Here is a 25579-nt window from a genome sequence, read left to right as displayed (position 1 = left end):
CACAATGTAGGGGCGAACTGCGTTCGCCCAAAAGGTACATTATCAAAGCGCAAGTCCCTAACTGCTAAATTAGCCATACACTCGTGCCATAATGTTAGATTACCTCGATCAGTAAGCCAAGAAGTAATGAGTGTAAATTGGACGAATAGCCGCGCCAAGCGATTAAGTGCCTTACCCCCCTACGTTTTCGCCCGCTTGGATGAATTAAAAGCCTTAGCCCGCAAAGAAGGACTAGATTTAATCGATTTAGGCATGGGCAACCCGGATGGTGCTGCCCCGCGTCCAGTTATCGAAGCGGCCATTCAAGCTTTTGAAACCCCCCAATTTCACGGTTATCCACCCTTTGAAGGAACCGCCAGTTTCCGAGAAGCGATCGCTAAGTGGTATGATCGCTCTTATGGTGTGGAACTCAATCCCGATAACGAAGCTTTACCCCTACTCGGTTCCAAAGAGGGCCTATCTCACCTCGCCCTAGCTTATGTTAACCCCGGCGATGTGGTCTTGGTTCCCAGTCCTGCCTATCCCGCCCATTTTCGCGGTCCCTTGATTGCCGGGGCGACACTATACCCGATCATTTTAAAAGCGGAACAGGATTGGCTGATAGATATCGATTCTATCCCCGAAGATGTGGCTAAACGGGCGAAAATCCTCTATTTTAACTATCCCAGTAACCCCACCGCCGCCGTTGCCCCTCGGGAATTTTTTGAAAAAATCGTTGCTTGGGCCCGGCAATATGAGATTATGCTCGTCCATGATCTCTGTTATGCTGAATTGAGTTTTGATGGTTATCAGCCCACCAGTTTATTAGAAATTCCGGGGGCAAAAGAGATTAGTGTGGAATTTCATACCCTCTCGAAAACCTATAATATGGCCGGGTGGCGCGTCGGTTTTGTCGTGGGCAATTCCGATATTATTCAAGGGTTACGCACCCTGAAAACTAATCTCGATTATGGCATCTTTTCCGTCATCCAAAAGGCAGCCGAAACCGCCCTACAACTGCCGGATGAATACGTCAAACAAGTACAGGAAAGATACCGGCAGCGACGAGATTTTTTAATCAAAGGTTTGGGGCAATTAGGTTGGGATATTCCCCCCTCTAAGGCGACAATGTATCTCTGGGTTCCCTGTAGCGTCGGCATGACTTCCACGGATTTCGCCCTCAGCGTCCTCCAAAAAACTGGCGTCGTCGTCACTCCGGGCAATGCTTTTGGAGAGGGAGGGGAAGGTTATGTGCGCGTCAGTTTAATCGCCGATATCCAGCGGTTAGGGGAAGCTTTACAGCGCCTCGAAGATGCAGGAATTCGCTATCAGTGAGGAGAATTTTTCCCCCTGAACCGGCCAAATCCCTCTAGGCGCTGACTAAAATTGTATGATGGAATTTTATCGCGGTAGCTTGCCACTTCCATGACCTACAGCCTGAGAATTGCCGATATTCCTGTCAGTGAAAGACCAAGGGAACGTTTAATCAGTGTCGGGGCGAAAAACCTCAGTAACGCCGAATTATTAGCGATTTTACTGGCTACAGGTCAAGGTAAGGGGAAACTCTCGGCAGTGGGTTTAGGACAGCATATTCTCAACGAATTGAGCAAATATCGCCGGGATCCCTTGGACGTTTTGAGGGATATTCAGCCCCAAGAATTAACCGCTATTCATGGCATTGGACCGGCTAAGGCTACTACTATTCTAGCGGCGATCGAATTGGGAAAACGAGCTTTTCAACGACGACCGACGGAAAAAATGGTTATCGATAGTCCCGATACCGCTGCCGCTATCCTTGGACACGAACTAATGTATCAGTCTCAGGAACGTTTCGCCGTTATTTTACTCGATGTCAAAAATCAGTTAATCGCACTCAAAGTGATTACTATCGGCACAGCCACGGAAACACTGGTACATCCGCGAGAAATCTTTCGAGAAGTGGTTAAACAATCAGCTACTAAGTTAATTATCGCCCATAATCACCCCACCGGGTCACTTGTGCCTAGTCAAGACGATATTTTACTCACAGAACAATTATTACAGGGGGCCACCTATCTAGCCATTCCTCTCCTAGATCATTTGATCCTCGGTAATGGCAACTTCCAAAGTCTTCGCCAAATCACGAATCTTTGGGAAAAATATCCCCAAGAAGATTAGACCTCTTGTAAAAATCAAAAATTGTTGTTAGGTTTAGTAAAACGTAGTGGACTGTTTCAACTAAAATAGGGCAATAGATTTCGGCTTAAAGTCTTAGATTATAGAATTTATAGCATTTTTCTAATACACCAAATTAGCTGAAACAGTCCAGTAGGGTGCGTTAGACGACAAAAATTGCTGCTTTGACTGGAAGGTAACAATCCGTCGTAACGCACCACCTATCATCAACTAAGTAGCCGGTTACAATTAAAGATAAAATACAAAGAACCAGAAGCCTGTCCCACTATCTAACAATTAATTGGGATTACTTACTTATACATTTTAAACAGGATTTTAGTATCAAATCCCGAAACCCCAGCATAAGTGCCGGCAAAAATTAGCCGACTTGCACTGGAAAAGGGAGCGAGTGCGACCGAAATCCGGGTAAAATTTGAGAGTTACAATCGGTCAATTGGGCATGGATTATAAAGAAGCGGGCGTGGATGTGGAAGCGGGACGCGCTTTTGTCGAGAAAATTCGCCAAAATGTGGAAAGTACCTTCCGTCCTGAAGTTATCGGCGGTTTAGGCGGTTTTGGGGGCTATTTTCAGTTACCTTCCGGTTATCGGCAACCGGTGTTAGTATCGGGAACTGATGGCGTAGGAACCAAGCTGAAAATTGCCCATAGTCTCAATTGCCATGATACGGTGGGAATTGACCTCGTGGCCATGTGCGTCAACGATGTCTTAACCTCCGGGGCCGAACCCTTATTTTTCTTGGATTATCTCGCCACCGGTAAACTGGAAGCGTCACAGTTAGCGGCGGTGGTATCGGGAATCGCTAGGGCCTGTCGTGATAGTGGTTGTACTCTTTTGGGAGGGGAAACGGCGGAGATGCCGGGGTTTTATTCGGCCGGAGAGTACGATTTAGCGGGTTTTTGCGTCGGTATTGTCGAAAAAAGTCAATTACTCGACGGCAGTAAGGTGCAAATCGGCGATGTGGCTATCGGTTTAGCCAGTAGTGGGGTTCACAGTAACGGTTTTAGTCTTGTTCGTAAGATTATCGAGACTCAGGGCTTAAATTGGCAAGATTGCCCCGAAATTTTGGCTGGCTCTAGCTTAGGTGAAGTTTTGTTAACTCCTACTAGACTTTATGTCAAACCTGTGCTAGAACTGCTGCGCTCTGGGTTAGATATTCACGCCATGGCCCACATTACCGGGGGCGGCATCCCGGAAAATTTGCCCCGCTGCTTAGGTAAAGGGCATTCTGTGCAGATATACCGCGAAAGTTGGCCAATTTTGCCGATTTTTCACTGGTTAGCCCAGATGGGATCGGTTAATTCCGAAGCCATGTTTAATACTTTTAATATGGGTATCGGTTTTGTGATCATTGTCCCATCAGATCTGGCGCAATCGACTATTAATCAACTACAATCCTCTGGGATTAATGCCTACCAAATCGGCGAAGTGATTGCCGGCAAGGGGGAGATTGTTGGGCTTGATTAAGCTAAAAAAACTTATTCAGCAAGTCCTAGTTAATAGATTGTATCCCGTTGACGGGCGGGGCGATCGAGGGATTTAATCGCCGTTTCTAACTCCTCGACGGTCAAACAAGTACCGCCCAGGGCCCCGGCCATAGTGGTAATATGTTCTTCCATGAGAGTGCCACCGAGATCGTTGCAACCCCAGTTTAAGGCTTCTGTCGCCCCCTGTAAGCCCAATTTTACCCAACTGGGTTGATGATTTTTAATGCTATTGCCCAAATAAATCCGCGCCACTGCTGTTAATTTTAATGTATCGGCTAAAATTGGTTGATCTCGTCCGACTCGATTTCTCAGGGGTTTGGGGGCTGATTGTCCCACAAAAGGCAATAAAATAAATTCGGTGATTTTAGCCCGATAATTATTTTCTAGGGCGATTTCTTGCTGTTTTCTAATTTTTTCGAGGTGCTGCACCTGTTGGCTAGGGGTTTCAATATGACCGCAGAGCATGGTACTGGTGGTATGTAATCCTAAGCGATGGGCAGTACCGACTATTTCTAACCAAGTGGCGGCATCGATTTTTTCTGGACAAATTACCCGTCTTACCTCATCCACCAACACCTCGGCAGCCGTCCCCGGCAGAGAATTCACTCCTGCTTCTTGCAGGGAAGCGATAACTTTTTCGTAACTTAAACCGTCTTCTCTAGCGATAAATTGGACTTCTTGGGGTGAAAAAGCGTGTAAATGCAGGTCAGGAAAGGCTTGTTTCAGGTTTTTAACAATTTCGAGGTAATAGTCTAAGGAATTGCCCTTAATCTTGGCTTTTGGGTTTAATCCTCCCTGCATACAAATTTCTGTCGCCCCACGACGGACGGCATCCGCCGCTTTAGCGATAATTTCCTCTAAATTAAGCCAGAAAGCCCCCTCTTCGTTTTCATCGCGTCTGAATGCACAAAAACTGCAATGCTGCTCACAAATGTTACTAAAATTAATGTTGCGATTGATAACGTAGGTGACGGTATCTCCCGCCTGTTGACGACGCAAAAAGTCGGCCGTTTCCCGAATCTGGGCAATTAAACGGTTATCGGTAGTTTCTAGCAAGATAATCGCTTCTTTCGCCGATAAATCCGCCCCTGACCGCGCTTTTGCCAAAATATCGGTTACGGGTGCGGTGATGGAGGAGTTAGTCACGGGAAATAAATATTAAGGGTTGCCGATCCTAATTGTAGAACGAGGTCAGAAGGAACAGTAAAGAAAGAGAGCCGATTTAATCCTTTTTCTGTTCCCTATTCCCTTGTCTGCACGCGGTAATTTCCGGTTGAGAGCCTTTATTGCGGGGTGGTTTGTTTTTCCTGTTCTTTTTGTTGACGTTTTTTCTTTTCTGCTTCTAGGGCATCTTCGATAACCTTGAGCAGCTGATCCATTTTATCAAGATTACCGCGATAAACATCGAGGTCTTTTTGCAGTTTCTCGCTGGAGAGATGCAGAATTTCTGAGAACTTTTGCAAAATTGGTTCGCGTTTTTCTTTTTCCTTGATCATCTCTGGTTGTGCTTCGGCTAAAATTGTATAGAGACCGATGGCAAAGAGGCGACTATACTTAAACTTAGCCGCATTAATCACCGAAACTAAACTATCAGACAACTGATTGTCACCACCTAGGGCAGGGTTTTGCAGTTGGGAAAGCAAGGAATCAATATTAGTTTCTTTGGCAATAGCGATCATATTTTCGGCATCACGACGATAGACTTCGGGATTACCATTAACCGCTTGGCACAAAGCATTAAAAATATTCGGTTTATCCTCCCCCGGACGATAGCCTTCCATGAACTTCTCGAAAGAAGTAACCACACCAAGGGCATAAATTGGATCATAATGGAAATCTACATTAACGGAGAGCAGGTGCATCTCGACTAATAATTCCTCAACCACGCGCCGATATACCGAATTGATGGGGCGGGTGTGGCGAGTATAAAAATCACGCTTACTATCGGAAACAGTACGAATTTTGTCCACAGAACCAAACTTCATAAAAATTTAACACTGCTCTCATTTTCCCCCTTCTCGTTCCCCCTGACAAGGCCGGTGATCACCAAAGAGCGGCAAGCAGTCAGTCCCCAGAGAGCAAAAGAGCGATTAAGATATAAATATAAGGACATGGAAAAATCGAGATAATTAGCCGATACTGCCTCTACCAATCGCTTTTTTACTTTTCACTTTTCACTTGACTATATGGCTAATCAAGACGACAAAATCAAAATTATCAGTGATAACCGGCAAGCACGCCATCTCTACGAGATTTTAGAGACTTTTGAAGCGGGGGTGCAGTTACTCGGGACCGAGGTTAAATCTGTGCGCGCCGGTAAGGTAAACCTGCGGGATGGTTACGTTTTAGTCCGCAATGGTGAAGCGGTGTTAATTAATGTTCATATTTCCGCCTACGAACAGAGTAGCGAATATTTTAATCACGATCCGCGCCGGACGAGAAAATTGTTGATGCACAAAAAGGAAATCAGCAAACTCATCGGTCAAGTGGAACAGAAAGGCTTAACTCTTGTGCCTTTGAAGATGTATTTTAAAGGTAGTTGGGTAAAAATCAGCATTGGCCTCGGTAGAGGCAAGAAATTACACGATAAACGCGAAGATTTGAAACGTCGTCAGGATCAACGGGAGATGGCGCGAGCGATGAAGCGTTAACCAAGACACTTATCGGACTGGCAAAGGTCTAGGTCAGAAACGAGCGCGTTTTGTTACAGTTGAACTGTATTCGGCCCCTTGCGGCCATCACCATCCCCCTCACCTTGGGTTAAAATTTATGTTAAAAGTCTTGACAAAAGTAATTAAATATGCTAGGACACCCGCTTTGATCGCTCTATCTTTAGCGGTGGGTGCGGGAATTATTTTACCAAAAATAACTTTAGCCAATGGCAACCCCGGCCTAACCATTTTTAGTGGCGTTGATCGCAAGGATATCTTAGATTATTTCTTGCAATTTGGCGGTCGTCCCAAGCAAATGGATCGTTATAAACTCTATATTCCCCCGAAAAAACTCTCCCAGGGGGCTTCAGCTTTTTTTATTTCCTATCCCGATTATTTTAACGGCCAGTTTGACACCAATAAAATCGAGGTACGCATCAACGGTAAATCTTTGCCTTTAAAGGAAGTGGTTTGGGATAAGGATGCTCGCGTTATTCAAATTGTCCCCGAACAAGCGATCGATCCGACCAGCAAAGTTGAAATCGTCATGTCTAATGTCAGAAATCCCGAATTAGGCACTTATTACTTTACCTGTGATGTGACTGCCTCCGGCAATATTCCCGTCCGTCTCTACGTTGGTACTTGGATTGTCAGTATCGAACCCTAAGAACACCGGAACGCCGCAACGCCAGAATAGGGATGCAGGGAGAAAAAAGCTGACGGCTGACAGCTTAAATATCCCCAACACCCTCTTAGTCGGAGAAAAAGTCAACCAAAGTCAACTATTTGCTTCCGAGTTGCCAAAATCTGAGGAATTTTCACCCATAGACTCGTTGGCTGGGGAATTTTCTTCGGCGTTTGAGTTTTTGCGACTGCCTTTGTGGGAATTTTTGCCCCCTTCCCGTCCAATAGCCGCCATGTGGGCGCGATCTCGGCTAACCGCTTCACCGCCTTTTCGTCCCGCTTCCCGGGCTTCTTCGGGGGTAAATTCGTGGGCTGTGCCTTTTTGATGAGCAGCTTTACCACCTTTACTAGCGATTTCCCGTTGTTTAGCCTGATCCATAGAGGCAAAACCGCGTTTACTCTTACCTGTCATAATATCCCTCCTGTGTGAATGCTGATTTTAAAAGTTCTTAAAGACTTATGCGAGATTTTTAAAACATCAAAATCATGGTCTTGTCGGTAGGCAAAAAATTGAGATTGCCCCGCTTTTTTCCTCTAAGAACTATGGTTCCTACCCACGATCATAACTCATTAGCTTGACTTCTAGGGAACTAATTACAGCAATCAAAAAGCATATTTTATGTTAAAAAATATTAAGAGAATCGAGCATTTATCAGTCTAAAGATATAGAAGTTATCTTAATAGTGAGGTACAAAGTTTTCGTTTGGGGCAGTCGGAATTCAGTGATCAGTGATCAGTGATCAGCTTTTTTCTCCCTGCCCCCTTCTCCCCACTTCCCCACTCCCCAATGATTACTGTTTACTGTTTAGCGATCACTGAAAAAGCTGCCATACACTCTTAATTGGAGGTGCGAGCAGCTTAAAACCTAGTTTTTGGGGCATTTAATCGGCAAAAATTAGGGTAAAACTTGGGTTTTTTCGATCAACCATTTATCTCCTTGCCGTACCAAATCATAGCGCACCTTCAAGGACTCATTATAGGAACGCTCGACAATTTCCTTGCCATTATGGAAATACATGGCCTTTTCGTTGACTATCGCTTCCACCGTCGCTAAATTAGGATTTTTCACATTATTAGTAACCGATCGCACATCCACCTGATGATCGTAGCGCCAATAGTTATTTCCCTGTAAAGCCGCCGCCCGTTTTTGCCAAATTTCTAAGGCCGAACCCGTTAAAACCTCTTTCAATGGCTCTTTTTGGTGTTCACTGCCAAAAGCGGCCGATTTTGCCGCTAACCAAGCTTGAATCGTCTCCTTAGCTGTTTCCTTGCCCAAGGGAGTCCCGTCCATCGCTTCCGCATTAGCCGAGGGAATTTCCAGTATGGGAGTATGCAGAGAAATCGGTAACTGTTCCCCCTGCAAGGCTGCCAAAGGAGATTGACTATCGACAATTGCCTTCACCCCCAGGGCCAAGACTGCGATCGTTCCCACTAATCCTACCCCCAATATCGCCACTCGATCGAGTCGTAGTTTTCTGCGGGCCGGTCGTCTGCGTTTCGGTGCGACTAGGTCGGTTTTTACCGTTTCTACGGCTGCCGGCCCGGAGTTGCCAGCTGCTGGGGGGCGGGGGCGACGGGGACGACGACGGGGGGGATTAAGTGCCGGTTGATGATCGGCTGCCGTCACCACCACAGTACCCTGAGTATAGGGGGTGAAAGTTTTCTCCTGAGCGGTGGCTCTCAGGGCAGGTACAGCAGTGCCTGTCCGCTCACCGTTAACTCTAGCTAAAGACGGTTTTTGGGGACGAGAGTGGGAAGAAGAATAAGTAGATTCCCTCATCGGTGTCGCTCCTGGCACTGGGTTTAAATGGCTGGGGGGGGTGTGGGTTTTGAGAACATTTACTTCCGATTCTAAGGGTTCGCCAGTCTTTTCTCGAACCGACACGGGAACTTTTTCGTCAGGAACCCCTGACAATTCTTCTAAATAATTTTGTACGTCTTCCTCGGCAAAATACTCTTTGAGTGAGGCTTTCCGCTCGACTAAATCACTAAAATGGCAGAAAACTTCTGTTTGTAACCAGCGCTCACCGTAACGACATAAACCGGGTAGAAGATCGGGAGATTGCCCGGATTGTTCCCTAATATAATTTAATATTTCTCGCTCTTGACTTTTTTCTAAAATTGTGATTGCTTGTTCGGTTTGACCGAGCAGCAGGGCGCCGATCGATCGCTCTAGGGAGACATCCTGATGTTTTTGTAATTGCTGCAGGCGCTGGCTGGCCGCGACGATAGCGGCGGGTTGTTTTTGGGCGAAACCGCGGGCAATCAAGGCATAGACGAGCAGATAATTACCCACCGCCGAGGGGCGTTGTGCCTCTTTGTCCCAGATTTTCTCCTGTTCGGCCTGAGTCAAATAAACCCGTAACTGTTGAATAAAGCGTAAAAAATTATCCACCCCCAACCCAGAGCGGTCATCGCCGGGGCCATCGATGCCGCCGCGAGCCTCTAACATCTCCTCCAAGAGATTTAAACCGCGCTGACGGGCAAGACTAGGTTTTTTTTCTTGGGATAACAATTCCAGAATCCGGTAGGGACGCAGGCGATCACAATCATGGCGAATCTCGCCGGCCACTTGCGGGAACATTTGTTCTTGTTCCAACCAAGTCAGGGCTTTGGCCGCGGTGCTGGCCGCCTGTTCATAATTTTTATCCTGCCAATATTCCCGACTTAATTCCCCGTAGGCCAAAGCCAGGGTTAAGATCATATCTGGGCGAGTAGTTGGCTCTGAATCTAGATAAGTTTCGGCCAAACGAATCACTAACTCGTACTCTCCCAACTCTTGCAGGATGAGTAAAGCTCCCACCAGATCGGCGGGAGCAATGGTAATCTGGGGAGTGAGATATTCTGGCGAAGCGGCGGCCACCTCCCCCCCGTGAGAATCTAGGTTTTCGGTGCTGCTTTCCGGGTTGAGAAGCAAGGGATTGGGGTCAAAAAATTGGGCATCGTAATCACGACGGCGATCTGGCTCACTTAACACTTGGTAAGCTTCATCTAACAAGTGCTGACGGGCGATGATCGCTGTTTGACTGTATTCTTGACGTGGCAATTGCCGTCCCCGATCGGCGTGGGCCAAATCAATTTGCTCGGCACTCACCTGAAAGGGGATTCCCAATATCCTGTAGTAGTCGAGAGGAATGCGCACGGTTAGCTGTACCTCAACTCTGGAGAGTCCTTAGTGAATTAAATGATGTAAGTGAGAGCGGAGCGAGTAAAATAACAAGATACCATCTTATCCTAGCCAATCTCTGACTGACTAAGATTAGATTTGAGAGAGAAAATACCAAGAACCCCTTGGTTTAAGACCAAAAAATTCACTGCCAGAATTCTCGAAAAATCTACTGCTTCCTCTCCCCTTGCTTTTTTGTTGTCTAAATGATACTACAGACCCTATGATTTCCGAACGTACTTTACCAACCTTTAATCCTGCTTCCATCATTATTACCAAAGCTGAAGGTCTTCGCCTATACGAGGATATGGTTTTGGGGCGGATGTTTGAAGATAAATGTGCCGAAATGTATTATCGGGGCAAAATGTTCGGTTTTGTCCACCTCTACAACGGTCAAGAAGCGATATCTAGCGGTATTATTAAAGCCTTGCGTCAGGGAGAAGATTACGTTTCTAGCACCTATCGCGATCACGTCCACGCCCTCAGTGCCGGAGTTCCCGCTAAAGAGGTAATGGCGGAGTTATTCGGCAAAGCTACTGGCTGTAGTAAAGGACGGGGCGGCTCCATGCATATGTTTTCCGCCGAACATAAGCTTTTAGGGGGTTACGCTTTTGTGGCCGAAGGGATTCCCGTCGCTACCGGAGCGGCTTTTCAAAGTAAATACCGTCGCGAAGCCATGGCTGATGCCGGTGCCGATCAGGTAACGGTCTGTTTCTTTGGGGACGGGGCGAGTAATAATGGCCAGTTTTTTGAGTGTCTGAATATGGCCGCCCTCTGGAAGTTACCGATTATCTATGTGGTGGAAAATAATAAGTGGGCGATCGGTATGGCCCACGATCGAGCCACTTCTCAACCGGAAATCTATAAAAAAGCCAGTGTTTTTAGTATGGTCGGTGTGGAAGTGGACGGTATGGATGTGGTCGCCGTTCATGCCGCCGCCAGAGAGGCCGTGGCCCGCGCCCGCGCCGGTGAGGGGCCGACTTTAATTGAGGCCTTAACCTATCGTTTCCGGGGTCACTCTCTAGCAGATCCGGACGAGTTACGCAGTGCTGACGAGAAACAATTCTGGGGCGAAAGAGATCCGATCACTCGCTTTGCCGCCTACCTCTACGAGCGAGATCTGGCCACGAGAGAGGAATTAAAAGAAATCGAGCAGAAAATTCAAGCTGACATCGAGGAAGCGGTTAAATTTGCCGAATCTAGCCCCGAACCCGATCCTAGTGAACTAACTCGCTTTATTTTCGCCGAAGACGAGTAATTTCAGTGATCAGTTAGCAGTTATTCAGAGTTGAGTTTTCAGTTCACCGATCACTGATTACTGATCACTGATTACTTAGGGTATTCTATGAGGGGGAGAAGAAAAATCCCGCCTCGAAGATGGTTGTTTTTGAAAAAATCTGTAAAAAACAGTTGCGCTCCTGTATAATCCGCTAAAATCCAGAGAAATAGCTTTTGCCATGGCGACTACAGAAGCATTGAACCCCAGTCAGTTCCCACTCTTAACCAACCTCACCGCTGCTCGTTCAAGTTCACCCAACCCACAACAAGAAATGGACAAAGTTATCATTCTCGTTAATGCCGAAGCTCAAGCCAGTGGTCAGATGTCTCGGCTATCGCCCGTTACCGAAAAGATGGTGATTGCCCTAAAAAACGCGGTTCCTAAATCCTTGGTGGTGGAGGTGACGGGTACGGCTTCTTTGTGGTCAAAAATAGAGTCGGCTAAAACTAGCCAAAATAATTTAATCTGGTGTCCCTTAACAATTCAATTGCCTAATTGGGTGAGTTTTCCGGGTAAAAAAGTTTATCAAGCTTGTCGGGATATCGAGGAAAGACGCGCTTGGGTTTCCCATACCCTGCACTATAAAACCAGTCAGGGAGATTCTTCCTTTGGGGATCTTTGGTTGCCGATCACGGTGACATCTAAGGGTTTAGAATACGGGGAGGTGATCGGGGAGGGCATGATCCCCAACGCCTACAGTCAACCGATTAGTCTGGAAAGAGAGAGTCTTAAGTCTTTGCATCGGCTGGCAGCGCAATTAATGGATAATTTACAGGCTCCTTCTTCTGTTTATTTGCTACAGTTTCGTCTGGCTCATCGAGAAGTGGTTTTTGATCGTCTCTGGCCTTTTCCTGCCGCTCCTGCGATCGCTTCCCTGCACAGTCAACAGACGGATCTCTATGCAGCCTACTGGAATTGTTTGCGTCGGCAAGCAACCCTCGATCATTCTTTGGCCATTTAATCCAATAGCAGAGAAAAACCGTCTAACTTTGGCGACAATAGCGATCGCTGCCGAAACTATTTAAAATTAAATCCCTGGCGGCGTTAGCGATCGCAATCAGCTTGATTATTGCTGCTGACCAAGAAATCAGCCTCCCTTTCATGGCTTGCAGTTTAAATGCAATGCAGCTTAGCAGTAATCTATTAAGTTGACAAAAGCGATACTTTGGCAGAATATTTAGCGTAGCGGCCGCCATAAAAACACGGCTTTTGTCCGTTCAACCTCTCGAAAATGCCGAAATATTCGCTAATTATTCCGATTTATAACGAGGAAGAAACCATTCCAGAACTCTATCGTCGTGTCAGTGCCGTCATGGATAGTTTAGATGATTCTGTGGAACTGATTCTGATTAATGATGGCAGTGGGGACCGATCCTTAAAATTAATGCGGGAACTACAGGAAAGAGATGCTAGGGTCTGTTATATTAGCTTTGCTCGCAACTTTGGCCATCAGGCAGCAGTAACAGCAGGACTCAATTTCGCTAGGGGTCAAGTTATTGTTGTCCTCGATGCCGACTTGCAAGATCCACCGGAATTGATTCCCAAAATGATCGAGTCTTGGCAAGCAGGTTATCATGTGGTTTACGCCCAGAGAACAAAACGGAAAAAAGAAAGTTGGTTTAAACGCCTGACTGCCTACGTTTTCTATAGATTGCTGCGACAATTAGCCGACGTGGATATCCCTGCGGACACGGGGGATTTTTGTCTGATGGATCGTCAGGTAGTGGACCTATTAAATTCTATGCCAGAACGGAATCGTTATATTCGCGGTTTGCGCGCTTGGATTGGTTTCCGACAAACTGCTGTTAAATTTGAGCGGGATCCCCGGTTTGCCGGTGAAGTCAAGTACACTTTTAAAAAATCCCTAGCTTTAGCGATTAATAGCTTGGTGTCTTTTTCTAAGATTCCCCTGCGTCTTTCCACTTATTTGGGCTTATTTTCCGCTTTAATTGCCCTGTTGATGGCTTTACTGGTTCTCTACTGGCGCTTACAGCAACCCGACTCTCCCGTTACCGGTTTAGCTACTATCTTGATCGCTGTGTTTTTCTTGGGTTCAGTACAATTGATCAGTATTGGCATATTAGGGGAATACATCGGGCGAATTTACGAAGAAGTTAAGGGCAGACCAGCCTATACAATCGCTGAGATCGCTGGGCTGGAAATTAATTAAACTTTTAAAACAACTATCAATTAATTCTTGTTGATTGATGACCTACGGACAAATCAACTTATGATAGACCAGAAAAAATATTTACCTGATCAATCGGCTGCTAATTTCGGAAAGTTTTTGATTATCACTATTTTAGTAATCGGTATCGGATTGCGGTTTTTTCATATAGATCAAAAAGTCTATAGTGCCGATGAAGTTAGAAGTATCATGCGTTTTTCGGGATACACGACTCAAGATGTGCGGGAGCAGGCTTTCAACGGTGAAATTATTGACAGGAAAGACCTACAATATTTTCAACATCCTCATTCCGAACGCTCTCTATCCGATGCCTTGCGCTCTATGATGGGGAATCCAGAACATCCTCCCCTATACCATTTGTTAGCGCGCTTCTGGATGCAGTTAATCCCCATCGAAAATTCGGCCAGAACTTTCTCGATTTTCTTAAGCATCTTAGTCATTCCTTGCCTTTATTGGTTATGCCTAGAATTGTTCGATTCCTCCCTAACGGGCTGGATAGCGATCGCTTTATTCGCTGTTTCTCCCTTTCAGATGCTTGTGGCTCAAAATACCACCCAGTATAGTCTCTGGACAGAAAGGAATTAGCCCAAAACTATAGTAATATCGTCGTGGCACATCCCGAAGAAGATTTTGTTAACTTCTTAAATGAGCAGTACCCCATTCGCACAGAAAAATTAGCAGAGCAGCTAATAGAAATTAAACTCCAATAGCGGAGAAAAACTGTCTAACTTTGGCCACAACAGCGATCGATCCCTAAACTATCTAAAATTAAATCACTGACAGCGTTAGCGATGGCAAATTCACTATAAAAACTTTCGCGAAAATCAAAAGCCTGCATCTCGGTAACAATCGCAATCACCAAGCTACCGAGATCGTTTTCTCCTTCCAAACGCTGACGCAGAAAAATCTGACTAGCGCGTTCAGCGATAGTTTCATTAATAGCTTCGGGAATAAATTCTGCATCTAACCAACGATGTAAAGCCGTGCGCAGCCAAGTTTGTTCCTGTTGGGGATTTTCGATCGGTGGTAAAGTAATCGGCGGAATTGGTGGGGGATGATCAGGCATAATTAGAGAATGATCAGGCTACGAAACTGAATTCTTGGGGGGAGTCGTGGATACCGCCTCTATTATACAAGGATACGCACGCGGTTACTTTCTCATGGCCGATGAGGGGGGCAGACTGGATTGGTATTCTAGTAAAAATCGCGCTCTTATCCCTCTCGATCAGCGTTTTAGGTATCCCCAGTCCCTAAAACGAGTTTTGAATCAAAATCGCTTTACGGTGGCTATTAACCGCGATTTTGCTGGGGTTTGTGCCGGTTGTGCCGATCGCTCCCTGACTTGGATTTCCCCAGAGTTAATGCAAATCTATCGGCAATTACACCAAGCCGGTTGGGCCCACAGTTTCGAGACTTGGCAAGGGGATCGATTAGCGGGGGGGATTTTAGGTTTAGCCATTGGCGGGGTTTTTATCGGGGAATCGATGTTTTATAAAATTCCCGATGGTTCTAAGGTTGCCATGGTCAAGTTAGTTGAACATCTCAGAGAAAGGAATTTCTGTCTATTTGATGCCCAAATGCAAAACCCCCATCTGGCTAGATTTGGGGCCTATACTATCGGCGAAAAAGAATATCATTCCCGACTGGAAAGCGCTCTGTTGAAGCATTGCCGTTTTGTTTAAGTATTTTTTCCGATTATAAGTAGCTAGACAAAATTAATTACACATATCTAATACTAAATCCGTTGAGTATAGGCTACATATCAGGACAGGCAAAAGGCAAAAGGCAAGAGGCTTCGGCCGTGAGCTCAGCCGAACGGCAAAAGGAGCAATAGATAATCAGTTTTTAATAACCAGATTTAGTATAACCTTTCCTTTTGGGGGAGCCAGTCGTCAGGATTCGTTCGTCATCGGCAAATTAGGTTGCACTTCACCTTTAGGAAAAACGCTGTCACAATCCATCTGGAAAATGTCTTGACTACCGAACCCGATTACTGGTAGTGTATTATACATAATAGCCCAAGTAGGTGGGTGTTAAAAATTGTCAGATACCCCCGCCCATAACTCCGCCCTTATTAAGGGGGAAGTTGGGGCGATCAAAGACAAAATTTATCTTCAATTTAATTGAACCCACTTACTTAGTAATCCAATTCAGATTTAAATTGGCGATGTCAAACCAGTTAAGGATTCTAATTATTGATGATGATGAAGTGGATCGGATGGCCGTGCGCCGATTCTTAAGAGCATCGGAGGTGGAAATACAAATAACAGAAGCCACTAACTATCAAGATGCTAAAGAACTGATTTTCAATGATCTTTTTGACTGTATATTTATCGATTATCGTCTACCCGATCGAGATGGTTTGACTTTGGTGAGGGAAATTCGGCAACAGGGAGTTAAAACACCCCTAATTGTCTTAACCGGTCACGGAGACGAAGAAATTGCCGTCGATCTGATGAAAGCCGGTGCTTGGGATTACCTGAATAAATTTCGTCTTTCTCCCTTGCGCTTAAATCAAGCGCTCCAAAACGCCCTACGCCTCTATGAAGCGGAAAAAGAAGCGGCGACTGCCAAACAACAAAAAGAGCAATTAGCTAAACAAAAAGAAGATTTTATTTCGAGGATAACCCACGATTTGCGAACTCCCTTAATGTCGGCTAATCGGATGTTAGAACTATTTCAAGAAGGTTTATACGGTGAAATTACTGGCGAAATGATTCGAGCCATTCAGGTGATTATTCGCAGTAATAAGAATCTCTTGGAAATGGTTAATAATCTTTTGGAAGTTTATTTTCATGAAAACGGTGAAAAAAAACTGAATTTGACTAAATTAAAGATTGTCGATATTCTCGAAGAAGTGTGTCAGGAGTTAGCTCCCCTTGCCCGAGAAAAAGGACTAGAATTAAGCTTAAATGCCGAAAATACTGGAGAAGTTTCCCTAATTGGCGATCGCTTAGAACTGCGGCGCGTTTTTACCAATCTCATCGGCAATGCAATTAAATTTACCCAAGAGGGTGACGTGAAAATTCATCTTATCCCCGCTACAGAGGAAGATAATTTTGTCACCATTGTCGTCGAGGATACTGGTATAGGCATTGCAGCAGAAGAACTACCCAGGATTTTCGAGCGCCTGCACTCTGGTCCCCCAGAAAGTTCCACCAATGGTTTAGGACTTTATCTCTCCCGTCGCATTATCGATGCTCATGGGGGAACTATTGCCGTCACCTCAGAATTAGAACGGGGTAGTAGCTTTTCTGTCCGTTTACCTGCCTATAAAGATCGATAATAGAAAAAATACTTTCTGCCGATCGGTCACTGTTAATGGCTTCTAATTGGGATATCTTGTTAATGCAAGCGACGCGTCAGGGCAATCTCGCGCGGGTTCAAGCTTTACTGAGTCAGGGGGCAAATGTCAACGCCACTGATGCCCAAAATACTACGGCTTTAATCTATGCGGTGCAGGGGGGTCATAGGGAAATTGTAGCAATTTTACGAGAATTTGGGGCTGATATCAACAAAAGTAAACAACCTCAAGGTTTAACCCCCCTCATGTTAGCGGCTGCCCTCAATCACGGTGAAATACTCGCTCAACTAATCGCCTCTGGTGCTAATATCAATCAGGTCAACCAAGATGGTACACCCGCACTAATGATTGCCACTTATAAGGGTCATACAGCGATCGCAGAACAGTTATTAATCGCCGGCGCTCGGGTCAATATGCGAGATCGGGATGGAGATACGGCTTTATCTGTAGCGATAAGCCAAAATTACGCCGCAATTGTCGGTTTACTGCTCGATAGTGGTGTAGATGAAGAAATACGTCAAGAAGCTTGGTTAGAGGCTCTCAAGGCTAATCGCCCAGAAGTCCTCGAATTGTTTATTACCCGTGGTATGCCCCTCGATTCTCCCACTTTATCTGGGGAAACTCCCCTAATTTTGGCTGTAGAGAAGGGAAATCTCGCCAGCGTGCAAACTTTACTGCAAGCGGGAGCAAATCCGAATATCATCACGGAGGAGGGAGAAACTGCCCTCATGCTCGCTGCTGCTGAGGGATATTTCGATATTGTCCGACTTTTACTCGCTCAGGGGGCCAGTGTTGACAATCAAAATCAGGCCGGAGAAACGGCCCTGCATTTAGGGACGATCGAAGGACATTTAGAGATCGTCCAGGCCTTACTACAAGCCGGTGCTTTTGTCAATCACCGTAACCATTTTGGCGATACACCCCTGATCATCGCCACCGTGCAGGGGTACGAAGCGATCGTTTTAGAATTGTTAAAACAGGGAGCGGAGCCTAACCTAACTCAGCAGGGAGAAACACCGTTAACTTTAGCTCTACAGCGCCAATTTACGGAAATATGCCGTTATCTCCTCGACTACGGGGCTAATCCCAACGCGGTTTATCCCGATGGCAAAACCGTCCTCATGAAAGCTTGTGAGGGCAATAATAGTCAACTGGTGCGCCGGTTAATCGATATCGGTGCTGATGTCAATAAACTCGATTTTAGCGGCGCTTCCCCTTTAATGTGGGCGAGTTATCACGGTTGTCTCGACACGGTTAAAGTCTTGTTAGACAGGGGAAAAGTGAACTTAAATCAGAAAAATCAAGGGGGAATGACCGCTTTAATGTTAGCTAAGTTTAATCACCATCAGGCGATCGTTTCTTTATTACAACAAGCAGGAGCGATCGAGTAGAAGTGCAAGTTTAGCGATCAGCGATCGCTAAACTTCCTCTCAATTTTGCGTTACCATGACCACGGTGATATTATCAGAACCGCCAGCTTTTTTGGCCGCTGCCACTAAATTCTCGACAATTTCCTGACAATCGGCACCAGTTTGCAAATAATCGCTAATTTCCTCGTCGGACACTTCTTCCGTCAAACCATCACTACAGAGAATTAAACTATCGCCAGATTGTACATCGAGGGGAGACACCGTCACTGGGGGCAAATCGCGACGACCAAGGCATTGAAATAAAACGTGCCGCCAAGGGTGGTTTTTCGCTTCTTCTTCGGACATATCGCCCATTTTTACCGCCCTAGCTATCCAAGTATGATCCTCCGTCACCTGTTCTAATTTTTGCTCACGAAAACGATAGAGACGGGAATCACCAATATGGGTGTACCAGGGGCCATCGTCTCGGAAGATAGCCATGACTAGGGTTGTCCCCATGTCCTGTCTTTCGGGATTTTTCAGCTGATCTTCAATAATCTTCTCGTTAGCGGCAGTAATTGCCTCCTGCAGCAATTCCCCGGCAGCCAGGGACGAATTCCAGTGTTCTTCTAGATGAGCTTGGATAGTTTTAGTGGCGATTTGACTAGCTTCCTGGCCTCCTGCATGACCCCCCATACCATCGGCAACGATAAAAAAGCGCCGATCGGGGTCGATATAATAACTGTCCTGATTAACCGATCGCACTACACCAGGATCGGTTGTTCCTCCAAAAGAAAGGTTGTTCATGGAAATTTTTGATGCTAACACAATATTTATTATCCTGCGATCAATTACATCATGCGATCCTGACGTTCAATTTTTCGCCAAAGTCTCACAAGAGCTATCCCCGGCAGCAGCGAAATCGCCATCGGCACTAAAGTTAACCAACCAAAACCACTGACAAATAGAAGCGTCGCCGAGATCACCAAAGCACTGATCAGTAAAGTATAGTTGGTTCCCATTTGAATCATACCCAATCGCCGCAAAAGTCGATCAGATTCGCTCGAACGTACCCGAACACGGATATCACCCCGTTCTAATTTTTCGATCGTATCATCGATGCGTCGGGGTAAACTCAGGGCGGTGCTGCTCACTTGGGCTGCTTGCCGTCCTAGCTCATCGAGGATATTACTGCCATGATTTCCTGTCATATCATTTACTAATTGCAGGGCAAAAGGTTGGGCCACTTCCATAAAGTTAAATTCGGGATCGAGTCCTTTGCCTACCCCTTCCAGGGTAGAAAATGCCCGCATGACGAAGGTAAAGGTAGCGGGAAAGCGAAAAGGCTGATCGTAGGCGATTTCATAGAGATCATCGCTGATAGAGGCCACGGATTGCTCCTCAAAGGGTTTATCCATGAAGTTATCGAGCATATACTGGATCGATCGCCGCACTGCTCCCATATCACCATTGGCAGTTAATGCTCCTAAATCCACCAGAGAAGTGACCACGCGATCGGCATCTTTTTGGGCAATTCCAAAGAGAGTCTGCATTAATTTTTCGCGCACGTTGGTTTTAATTTGTCCCATCATGCCGAAATCATAGAAAATTAAGGAGCCATCACTATCAACGGCGATATTGCCGGGGTGAGGATCTGCGTGAAAAAAGCCGTTGTTGAGTAGTTGAATTAGATAGGCTTTTGCCCCCAGTTTAGCCAACAATTTGCGATCGAGTCCGGCCGCTTCTAGGGCCTCATAATGACTGATTTTGATGCCGGGGAGATATTCTAGGGTTAAAACCTGGGGAGAGGTGTAGCGCCAATAGACTTTTGGTACTTTCACCCAATCTTCCCCGCGAAAATTACGGCGAAAAGTGTCGGCGTTACGACCTTCGTTGAGATAATCGGTTTCTTCCCAGAGAATTTTACAGCATTCTTCATAAATCCCCGTCCAATCGCGACCTTTACCCCATTTGGGATGATTTTGGAAGTATTGGGCGATTTTTTTTAGGATGGTCAGATCGATACTAAATAATTTTTTCAATCCGGGCCGTTGGACTTTGACCACCACATCTTCCCCGGTTTTCAGTTGGGCCCGGTGAACTTGCCCTAAACTAGCGGCTGCCAGGGGGATGGGATCGAAGCTTTTAAAGAGTTGATTGAGGGGTTTACCGAGGGATGCCTCGATAATTTTGCTGGCCTGTTCGTAGGTAAACGCGGGAACCTGATCCTGTAGTTTCGAGAGTTCTTCCACATATTCGAGGGGAAAAAGATCGGCACGGGTAGAAAACAGTTGACCGACTTTAATAAAAGTCGGCCCCAATTCTAGCATGGTTTCCCGAATCCAAGCGGCTTGTTTTCTGCGTCTGCCGGCGAGTTTTTCCTCGCTATAGCCGCCGTTATAGCTCCATTTTTTACCGTTGAGCCAGAATTGATAAAGTACGGTCAGAACGAATCGCCAAATATCTAGACGACGACGATTGATGGAATAGTTTTCTCGATTCCAACGATAGCTATTTTGGGCGACTTCGAGGGCCGGCATTGCTGGGTTTAACTCTGGGGTAACGGGGACGGGTAGAAAGGCTGACACGCAATTTTTGGGGCTTTAAAGCGACTAAAAGAGGGTTTTTGGTTAATTACGGTGGTTTTTTAGTTCCGAGCGCAATTGGGCGATTTCAGCCCGCATTTCGTCGATGTTTTCCTGCACATCGGCACTGGAGGAACCACTGGACTCTGTACCAGTATATACTCCCTTTTCCACGGCTCGATCGGCTCTCTTTTGCACTTCTTCGACGAATTGCCGCAGGTTTTCCCGTTGTTCGGCATCAAATTTGCCTAATTCGCTTAAAGCGTTGGTCAACGCATCTTCTAGCTGTTCACCGATCACTTCAGCGATCGCTCGTCCGAGGAAAAAGGCGTGAATAACGGGGTTAGTCATAATCTTAAATGGATGTTTTCGCTTGCTGGGGTTTGTGGACAGGAAGGGCGATATATAAATTCCCTAACTACTAGGTTAGGCGACAGAACCAGAAAAGGCAAATCGTTTTTAGGAAACGGAGGTTAGACGGGGAGGTTAATCGACAAAATTAAGGGAAAGAAAGGGGGCTAAGGGAGTAAAATCCGGTTTGATCGCGTCAATAATTGCTGAAATCAACCCGATTCGCGAAATAATATTGTCATCAACAATACCATCCCCGGAGAGTTAAGATGCTCAGAAAACGTTTATTAATCCCCTTAATCTTATCCCTAGTCACTTTCGGTCTAGTGGTGGCCTGTAATTCCGGCACTCCCACCGGTCAAAACCCCAGTCCCGCAGAAAAGGCCGCCACTGGCGCTATTCCCATCGGTGCAGCTTTGGCTCAAACCAGCAATGTCGCCCTATTGGGACAGGAACAGGTAATCGGTGTCAAGATAGCCGAAACATATTTTAATAAAAAGGGCGGAGTCAATGGAACACCGATTAAAGTTATTATCCAGGATGTGGCTGGGGATGAACAGGGGGCGATCAACGCCATTAATACCCTGATCACTCAAGATAAGGTGGTGGCTATTCTCGGTCCGTCCCTGTCCCAGCAAGCTTTTGCCGCTAGTCCGATCGCCGATCGAGCTAAAGTTCCCATTCTTGGTCCGTCTAATACCGCTAAAGGTATCCCCCAGATCGGTGAATATGTGGGTAGGGTGTCCGCTCCTGTGGCTGTGGTCGCTCCCAATGCGATTAAAACCGCTTTAAAAATCGATCCCAAGATTAAAAAAGTGGCGGTATTTTTTGCCCAAAATGATGCTTTTAGTAAATCGGAAACGGAAACTTTTCAAGAAACCCTCAAGAGTTTAAATCTCGATATTGTCACCGTGCAGAAATTCCAAACCACCGATACAGATTTTCAAAACCAAGCCACCGCCGCTATCAATATTAAACCAGATTTAGTGGTTATTTCTGGTTTGGTTGCTGACGGGGGCAATTTGGTCAAACAGTTGCGGCAATTAGGCTATCAGGGGTTAATTATTGGGGGCAATGGTTTAAATACTTCTAATATTTTCCCAGTTTGTCAAGCTCAATGTGATGGCATTCTCATCGCTCAAGCTTATAACCCGGAATTAGATATTCCCATTAATCGGGATTTTGTCGCCGCTTATACAGCAGAAAATAAAAAAGCACCTCCCCAATTTACCGCTCAAGCTTTTACGGGAATTCAAGTTTTTGTCGAGGCCTTAAAACGGGTAGATGATAAAAATAAACTCAGTACACTTTCCCTCGAACAAATTCGCCAACAATTAAATCAGGAAATTTTAGCGGGTAAGTATGTCACTGTCCTGGGAAATATTGCTTTTACTCCCGAAGGGGAAATCATTCAGGATAAATTCTCCGTGGCACAAATTAAAATGGATGCCGATGGTAAAAATGGTAAATTTACTTTTGTGGAAAATTAATCAGTAAGGGGTTCTTCTCGTTTCTACCCCGTTGCAAGGATCTCCCTTGCAACGCACTTCCAGAGGTTCTAGCTCTTGTGTAATACTAAATCCTGTTTAAAGTGTTCAAGAGTGTTAAATTTGTGACTTTCCCTCACCTATAGGTGAGCAGCAGAAGTTATTCAAAGAGGGCGAATGCAATTCGCCCCTACAATAATATTATTAATATTATTGCGCCAATGGTAGGGGCGCACCGCGTGCGCCCAAAATGTCCTCTAGATATTTGTCCAAAATTGAGATGCACCCAAATTATCCCTATTCTTCTTCCTTCCACACAAAAACCAGAAGAGCCTTGCTCTCAGCTAGTTCTGGAATTTCTGGGGATTATTAGTAGTGAAATTTACAGGAAATGATCACAATTTCTTCATCAGACAGGCTATAAACTAGGCGATGTTCTTTTGTAATGCGTCGTGACCACAATCCTGATAGTTCATGTTTGAATGCTTCTGGTTTTCCTAATCCAGAAAAAGGCTTTCTTTGAACATCTTTAATCAGGCTGACAATTTTAGCGTAAACTTTTTTATCTGCGATCGCCCATTGATGAAACTCATCAAAACTTCGGGTTAGAAAGGCGACTTTCCTGATCAGTTAGCAGCATCTACATAAATATAACTATCAGGATTTTTCAGAGATTCTATTGCCTCTTGGAGATGTTGACGGTTAGCTTCTGTGGAAAGCAGATAGTCGGTTTCATCCATTTCAGCAGCTTCTTTAATCAATAAAATCGCTTCGACAACTGTTCCTTCTGGTAAGTCGAGGGGAGGTAAACTAAGTTGACCATTTTTGATGATTGTTTGGTATTTTAGTGCATTCATATAATTTTACTATTCTTGAGATTTTATTAATTATAGCAGTTTCAAAGATAACTTGGCTCTTCTCGTTTCTGTATAGTCTTACCTCGTTGCAAGGATCTCCCTTGTAAGGCTTTCCAGAGGTTCTAGCTCTTGTCTAACCGCTCAGGGGAGGGAGACACTCCTTCCCTTTTCTTCTTACAGGTAGAACCTTGGCAGAAGAAAAATATAAAGATTTTATTAAATTGTATTTTTAGCTACAATGTGGGGGGGGGTAAGTGTGTATGATCATCGGTGCTTTTTGGTGTTGGGTATTGCTGTGTCTTCACCCAACCGACGGAAACAGCGATCGCAAACGAATTTATCAATCTCGATCAAACAATTATGGATGCAAAACTGAAAAATAGCACCTTTGACAAGTTGAAGCTGGCTCCCATCGCCCTAGCGGCGGGTGCAGGCCTGATGATGGCGGCTGCTGTCCCCGGACAAGCAGCATCGCAGCTATCAGTTGACTTCAGTCCCAACGATAGCAGCGTCGCTTCTGGATATGCAGGATTTATTTTTAACAACAACTCGGCACCGGGGACTCGCACATATTTATCTGGCTCCACTGGTTACACTGGCTCAATGGATAGCGGTACCGGCATTGGTGTGACGCTGGCTTCTGTTTCCGGTCCATCGGCTTTTCGCATGATTGATCGAGGTGGTACAAATTTGTTATTGCGCGACTTTGCTGGGCGTGATGGTATAAATCTCGGACAGGATTTAAAATTTGCTGGCTTAGTGGCTGGTTCCTATTTGCTCACGATACCTTTGACTGATACAAACAACCAAGATGGTGTTGTGGATGTGCAACTTAGTACAAACGGGGCAACATCCTTCAGCAATGTTCACGACAATTTAGCTTACGGATTGAATCAGGGTCGAAGTGCCGTGTTGAAATTTCAGGCTGACGGAATCAATGATGTTATTGCGCGTTTTTGGACGGGGGGTAATCAGTTTGGTGTCACTGGACAAACTACCAATACTAGCAATATAAATCGCATCTTTACGATGAATGGATTTGTCTTGACGCGTGTCCCTGAACCCTCCTTAAGTATCTTGGGTACAGTATTGGTTTTAGGATTTCTACCGATTCTCAAAAAAAAGTTTCCATCGAATGATAAGCACTGATGATCACAGAAAATCGAGAAGCTCCGAAAGTGCTTTTTACCTCGTTGCCAGACTATCCCTTGTAACACACTTCCAGAGGTTCTAGCTTTTGTGTAACCCATCAGGGAAGGGAGGGAGTGTTTCCCTCCCTTGTCCCCACTGTTAAGAATGTTGGACATAGACAAACAACCGATTTGGTGGGAAAACTGCGATCACTATGGGTTAATCTGGTTAGAAGCGGGTCAATTCAGCCAATATAAACAGAATTTTGCCACAAAAGGAGTTATAGATTTAGCTAAACAGGTTTTATTGCTGTAACTGATGACCACAGCTACTACAAAAGCGATCGGTTGCCGCTACTTTTGCCCCGCATTGACTACAAAATCGCACTTGACTGACGGTTTTTGTGTCTCCCATACTCATTTTCATATCTCCCATCTCCATTTCCATGGGGGCAAAATTCATCGACATATTACCCATTTTCATCGGTTGCATCGGTTGCATCGGTTGCATCGGTGAGGAGGAGAAACTGGTAGCGGTTGTCGATTGAGAGGACTGAGAAACTCCAGAGGTATGAGGGGAGGAAAAACCGATACTGCTTCCCTGAATTTGGATTCTGTGGGGTCCGGTTTCACTGATGATTTCAATAATTGCCCCTTGGGGAATTATCTCTATTTGGGGTTCTTTTGTCCAAACTCCCGTAGCAAAACTACTGCTAGACTGCTGTTGTTGTCCCACAGCACCACTAGCGAGGGTTACAATCGTCTGCAGCCCTTGATTATCGAGATAGAGACGTTGTCCTGTGGGTAATTCACTATAAATAGCCATATTTTTGACAGTGAAAAGTAAAAAGTAAAAAGCTAGTTAACACCCCTAGGATCCAGTCTAGCGAGGATAGAAATGTCAGAGGA

27 protein-coding genes are annotated in these 25579 nt (G+C 45.5%); 15 read left to right on the top strand and 12 right to left on the bottom strand.

Annotation, left to right across the window (positions count from 1 at the left end; genetic code table 11):
* Positions 1–126 precede the first annotated feature (126 nt).
* The 3 genes from myaer_RS16695 to purM all read left to right on the top strand — a co-directional run bounded on the left by myaer_RS16695 (position 127) and on the right by purM (position 3619).
* On the top strand, positions 127–1314 hold the full coding sequence (locus myaer_RS16695) for an aspartate aminotransferase (RefSeq protein WP_046662911.1): 1188 nt from the start codon (positions 127–129) through the stop codon (positions 1312–1314).
* A 90-nt stretch (positions 1315–1404) separates the two neighbouring features.
* On the top strand, positions 1405–2136 hold the full coding sequence (gene radC / locus myaer_RS16690; protein WP_046662910.1) for a RadC family protein: 732 nt from the start codon (positions 1405–1407) through the stop codon (positions 2134–2136).
* 457 nt (positions 2137–2593) lie between these two features.
* Positions 2594–3619 (top strand): phosphoribosylformylglycinamidine cyclo-ligase, encoded by a 1026-nt coding sequence (gene purM, locus myaer_RS16685; protein ID WP_046662909.1) that lies wholly within the window; start codon positions 2594–2596, stop codon positions 3617–3619.
* Between the two features lie 29 nt (positions 3620–3648).
* On the opposite strand, the gene cofH is transcribed toward purM, so the two are convergent.
* A complete protein-coding gene (gene cofH, locus myaer_RS16680; RefSeq protein ID WP_046662908.1) occupies positions 3649–4785 on the bottom strand; it encodes a 7,8-didemethyl-8-hydroxy-5-deazariboflavin synthase subunit CofH in 1137 nt (378 codons plus the stop codon).
* Positions 4786–4922: 137 nt separating this feature from the next.
* A complete protein-coding gene (psb29, locus tag myaer_RS16675) occupies positions 4923–5609 on the bottom strand; it encodes a photosystem II biogenesis protein Psp29 (RefSeq protein WP_174236418.1) in 687 nt (228 codons plus the stop codon).
* A gap of 216 nt (positions 5610–5825) precedes the next feature.
* Here psb29 and smpB point away from each other — a divergent pair, with 216 nt between their 5' ends.
* Positions 5826–6290, top strand: a complete 465-nt coding sequence (gene smpB / locus myaer_RS16670; RefSeq protein WP_046662906.1) for an SsrA-binding protein SmpB — start codon at positions 5826–5828, stop codon at positions 6288–6290.
* A 118-nt stretch (positions 6291–6408) separates the two neighbouring features.
* Positions 6409–6957, top strand: coding sequence for a DUF2808 domain-containing protein (locus myaer_RS16665; protein ID WP_004160333.1), 549 nt, complete (start codon positions 6409–6411; stop codon positions 6955–6957).
* A gap of 111 nt (positions 6958–7068) precedes the next feature.
* On the opposite strand, the gene myaer_RS16660 is transcribed toward myaer_RS16665, so the two are convergent.
* Both myaer_RS16660 and myaer_RS16655 read right to left on the bottom strand, forming a co-directional pair.
* On the bottom strand, positions 7069–7386 hold the full coding sequence (locus myaer_RS16660) for a KGG domain-containing protein (protein ID WP_046662905.1): 318 nt from the start codon (positions 7384–7386) through the stop codon (positions 7069–7071).
* Between the two features lie 483 nt (positions 7387–7869).
* Positions 7870–10116, bottom strand: coding sequence for an IMS domain-containing protein (locus myaer_RS16655; RefSeq protein ID WP_046662904.1), 2247 nt, complete (start codon positions 10114–10116; stop codon positions 7870–7872).
* 247 nt (positions 10117–10363) lie between these two features.
* On the opposite strand from myaer_RS16655, the gene pdhA reads away from it, so the two are divergent.
* Together pdhA and myaer_RS16645 are read left to right on the top strand one after the other, a co-directional pair.
* The gene (gene pdhA, locus myaer_RS16650; RefSeq protein WP_046662903.1) at positions 10364–11398 is read left to right on the top strand and encodes a pyruvate dehydrogenase (acetyl-transferring) E1 component subunit alpha; all 1035 of its coding nucleotides are present in this window, start codon (positions 10364–10366) and stop codon (positions 11396–11398) included.
* Positions 11399–11597: 199 nt separating this feature from the next.
* The gene (locus myaer_RS16645; RefSeq protein ID WP_046662902.1) at positions 11598–12380 is read left to right on the top strand and encodes a hypothetical protein; all 783 of its coding nucleotides are present in this window, start codon (positions 11598–11600) and stop codon (positions 12378–12380) included.
* 22 nt (positions 12381–12402) lie between these two features.
* On the opposite strand, the gene myaer_RS16640 is transcribed toward myaer_RS16645, so the two are convergent.
* Positions 12403–12615, bottom strand: a complete 213-nt coding sequence (locus myaer_RS16640) for a hypothetical protein (RefSeq protein ID WP_046662901.1) — start codon at positions 12613–12615, stop codon at positions 12403–12405.
* 35 nt (positions 12616–12650) lie between these two features.
* Between myaer_RS16640 and myaer_RS16635 the strand changes: the two genes are divergently transcribed.
* Both myaer_RS16635 and myaer_RS16630 read left to right on the top strand, forming a co-directional pair.
* Positions 12651–13589 (top strand): glycosyltransferase family 2 protein, encoded by a 939-nt coding sequence (locus myaer_RS16635; RefSeq protein WP_046662900.1) that lies wholly within the window; start codon positions 12651–12653, stop codon positions 13587–13589.
* A 60-nt stretch (positions 13590–13649) separates the two neighbouring features.
* Positions 13650–14192: a glycosyltransferase family 39 protein gene (locus myaer_RS16630; RefSeq protein WP_046663818.1), complete on the top strand. Its 543-nt coding sequence runs from the start codon at positions 13650–13652 to the stop codon at positions 14190–14192.
* Positions 14193–14331: 139 nt separating this feature from the next.
* Here myaer_RS16630 and myaer_RS16625 read toward each other — a convergent pair whose 3' ends face one another.
* Positions 14332–14673, bottom strand: coding sequence for a hypothetical protein (locus tag myaer_RS16625; RefSeq protein WP_004162710.1), 342 nt, complete (start codon positions 14671–14673; stop codon positions 14332–14334).
* A 34-nt stretch (positions 14674–14707) separates the two neighbouring features.
* Here myaer_RS16625 and aat point away from each other — a divergent pair, with 34 nt between their 5' ends.
* The 3 genes from aat (at position 14708) to myaer_RS16610 (ending at position 18302) form a co-directional block, all read left to right on the top strand.
* Positions 14708–15289 (top strand): leucyl/phenylalanyl-tRNA--protein transferase, encoded by a 582-nt coding sequence (gene aat, locus myaer_RS16620; protein ID WP_071846482.1) that lies wholly within the window; start codon positions 14708–14710, stop codon positions 15287–15289.
* A gap of 485 nt (positions 15290–15774) precedes the next feature.
* Entirely contained in the window at positions 15775–16893 is a 1119-nt protein-coding gene (locus myaer_RS16615; protein WP_046663817.1) for a hybrid sensor histidine kinase/response regulator, read from the top strand.
* A gap of 35 nt (positions 16894–16928) precedes the next feature.
* Complete coding sequence (locus myaer_RS16610; protein ID WP_046662898.1) at positions 16929–18302, top strand: ankyrin repeat domain-containing protein; 1374 nt, start codon at positions 16929–16931, stop codon at positions 18300–18302.
* A 39-nt stretch (positions 18303–18341) separates the two neighbouring features.
* On the opposite strand, the gene myaer_RS16605 is transcribed toward myaer_RS16610, so the two are convergent.
* The 3 genes from myaer_RS16605 to myaer_RS16595 all read right to left on the bottom strand — a co-directional run bounded on the left by myaer_RS16605 (position 18342) and on the right by myaer_RS16595 (position 21196).
* A complete protein-coding gene (locus myaer_RS16605) occupies positions 18342–19067 on the bottom strand; it encodes a Stp1/IreP family PP2C-type Ser/Thr phosphatase (protein ID WP_046662897.1) in 726 nt (241 codons plus the stop codon).
* Between the two features lie 44 nt (positions 19068–19111).
* Positions 19112–20800, bottom strand: a complete 1689-nt coding sequence (locus myaer_RS16600; protein WP_103672720.1) for an ABC1 kinase family protein — start codon at positions 20798–20800, stop codon at positions 19112–19114.
* 90 nt (positions 20801–20890) lie between these two features.
* On the bottom strand, positions 20891–21196 hold the full coding sequence (locus myaer_RS16595; RefSeq protein ID WP_046662895.1) for a DUF6825 family protein: 306 nt from the start codon (positions 21194–21196) through the stop codon (positions 20891–20893).
* Positions 21197–21465: 269 nt separating this feature from the next.
* Here myaer_RS16595 and myaer_RS16590 point away from each other — a divergent pair, with 269 nt between their 5' ends.
* Positions 21466–22686 (top strand): ABC transporter substrate-binding protein, encoded by a 1221-nt coding sequence (locus tag myaer_RS16590; RefSeq protein WP_046662894.1) that lies wholly within the window; start codon positions 21466–21468, stop codon positions 22684–22686.
* Between the two features lie 366 nt (positions 22687–23052).
* On the opposite strand, the gene myaer_RS16580 is transcribed toward myaer_RS16590, so the two are convergent.
* Both myaer_RS16580 and myaer_RS16575 read right to left on the bottom strand, forming a co-directional pair.
* The gene (locus myaer_RS16580; protein ID WP_201262019.1) at positions 23053–23310 is read right to left on the bottom strand and encodes a Txe/YoeB family addiction module toxin; all 258 of its coding nucleotides are present in this window, start codon (positions 23308–23310) and stop codon (positions 23053–23055) included.
* On the bottom strand, positions 23310–23540 hold the full coding sequence (locus tag myaer_RS16575) for a hypothetical protein (protein WP_046662893.1): 231 nt from the start codon (positions 23538–23540) through the stop codon (positions 23310–23312). Before myaer_RS16575 ends, myaer_RS16580 begins: the two co-directional genes overlap by 1 nt.
* 360 nt (positions 23541–23900) lie before the next feature.
* Between myaer_RS16575 and myaer_RS21390 the strand changes: the two genes are divergently transcribed.
* Both myaer_RS21390 and myaer_RS21385 read left to right on the top strand, forming a co-directional pair.
* Positions 23901–24689 (top strand): hypothetical protein, encoded by a 789-nt coding sequence (locus myaer_RS21390; RefSeq protein ID WP_158524808.1) that lies wholly within the window; start codon positions 23901–23903, stop codon positions 24687–24689.
* Positions 24690–24836: 147 nt separating this feature from the next.
* A complete protein-coding gene (locus tag myaer_RS21385) occupies positions 24837–24986 on the top strand; it encodes a hypothetical protein (RefSeq protein WP_158269544.1) in 150 nt (49 codons plus the stop codon).
* On the opposite strand, the gene myaer_RS16560 is transcribed toward myaer_RS21385, so the two are convergent.
* Entirely contained in the window at positions 24975–25496 is a 522-nt protein-coding gene (locus myaer_RS16560; protein ID WP_046662891.1) for a zinc ribbon domain-containing protein, read from the bottom strand. The genes myaer_RS21385 and myaer_RS16560 overlap by 12 nt on opposite strands.
* Positions 25497–25579: the final 83 nt, after the last annotated feature.

It is taken from the genome of Microcystis aeruginosa NIES-2549 (genome assembly GCF_000981785.2).
In the GTDB taxonomy this organism is placed as follows: Bacteria; Cyanobacteriota; Cyanobacteriia; order Cyanobacteriales; family Microcystaceae; genus Microcystis; species Microcystis aeruginosa_C.
Note: the sequence above shows the minus strand (reverse complement) of the source record. Positions and strands in the feature narration are given on the sequence as shown.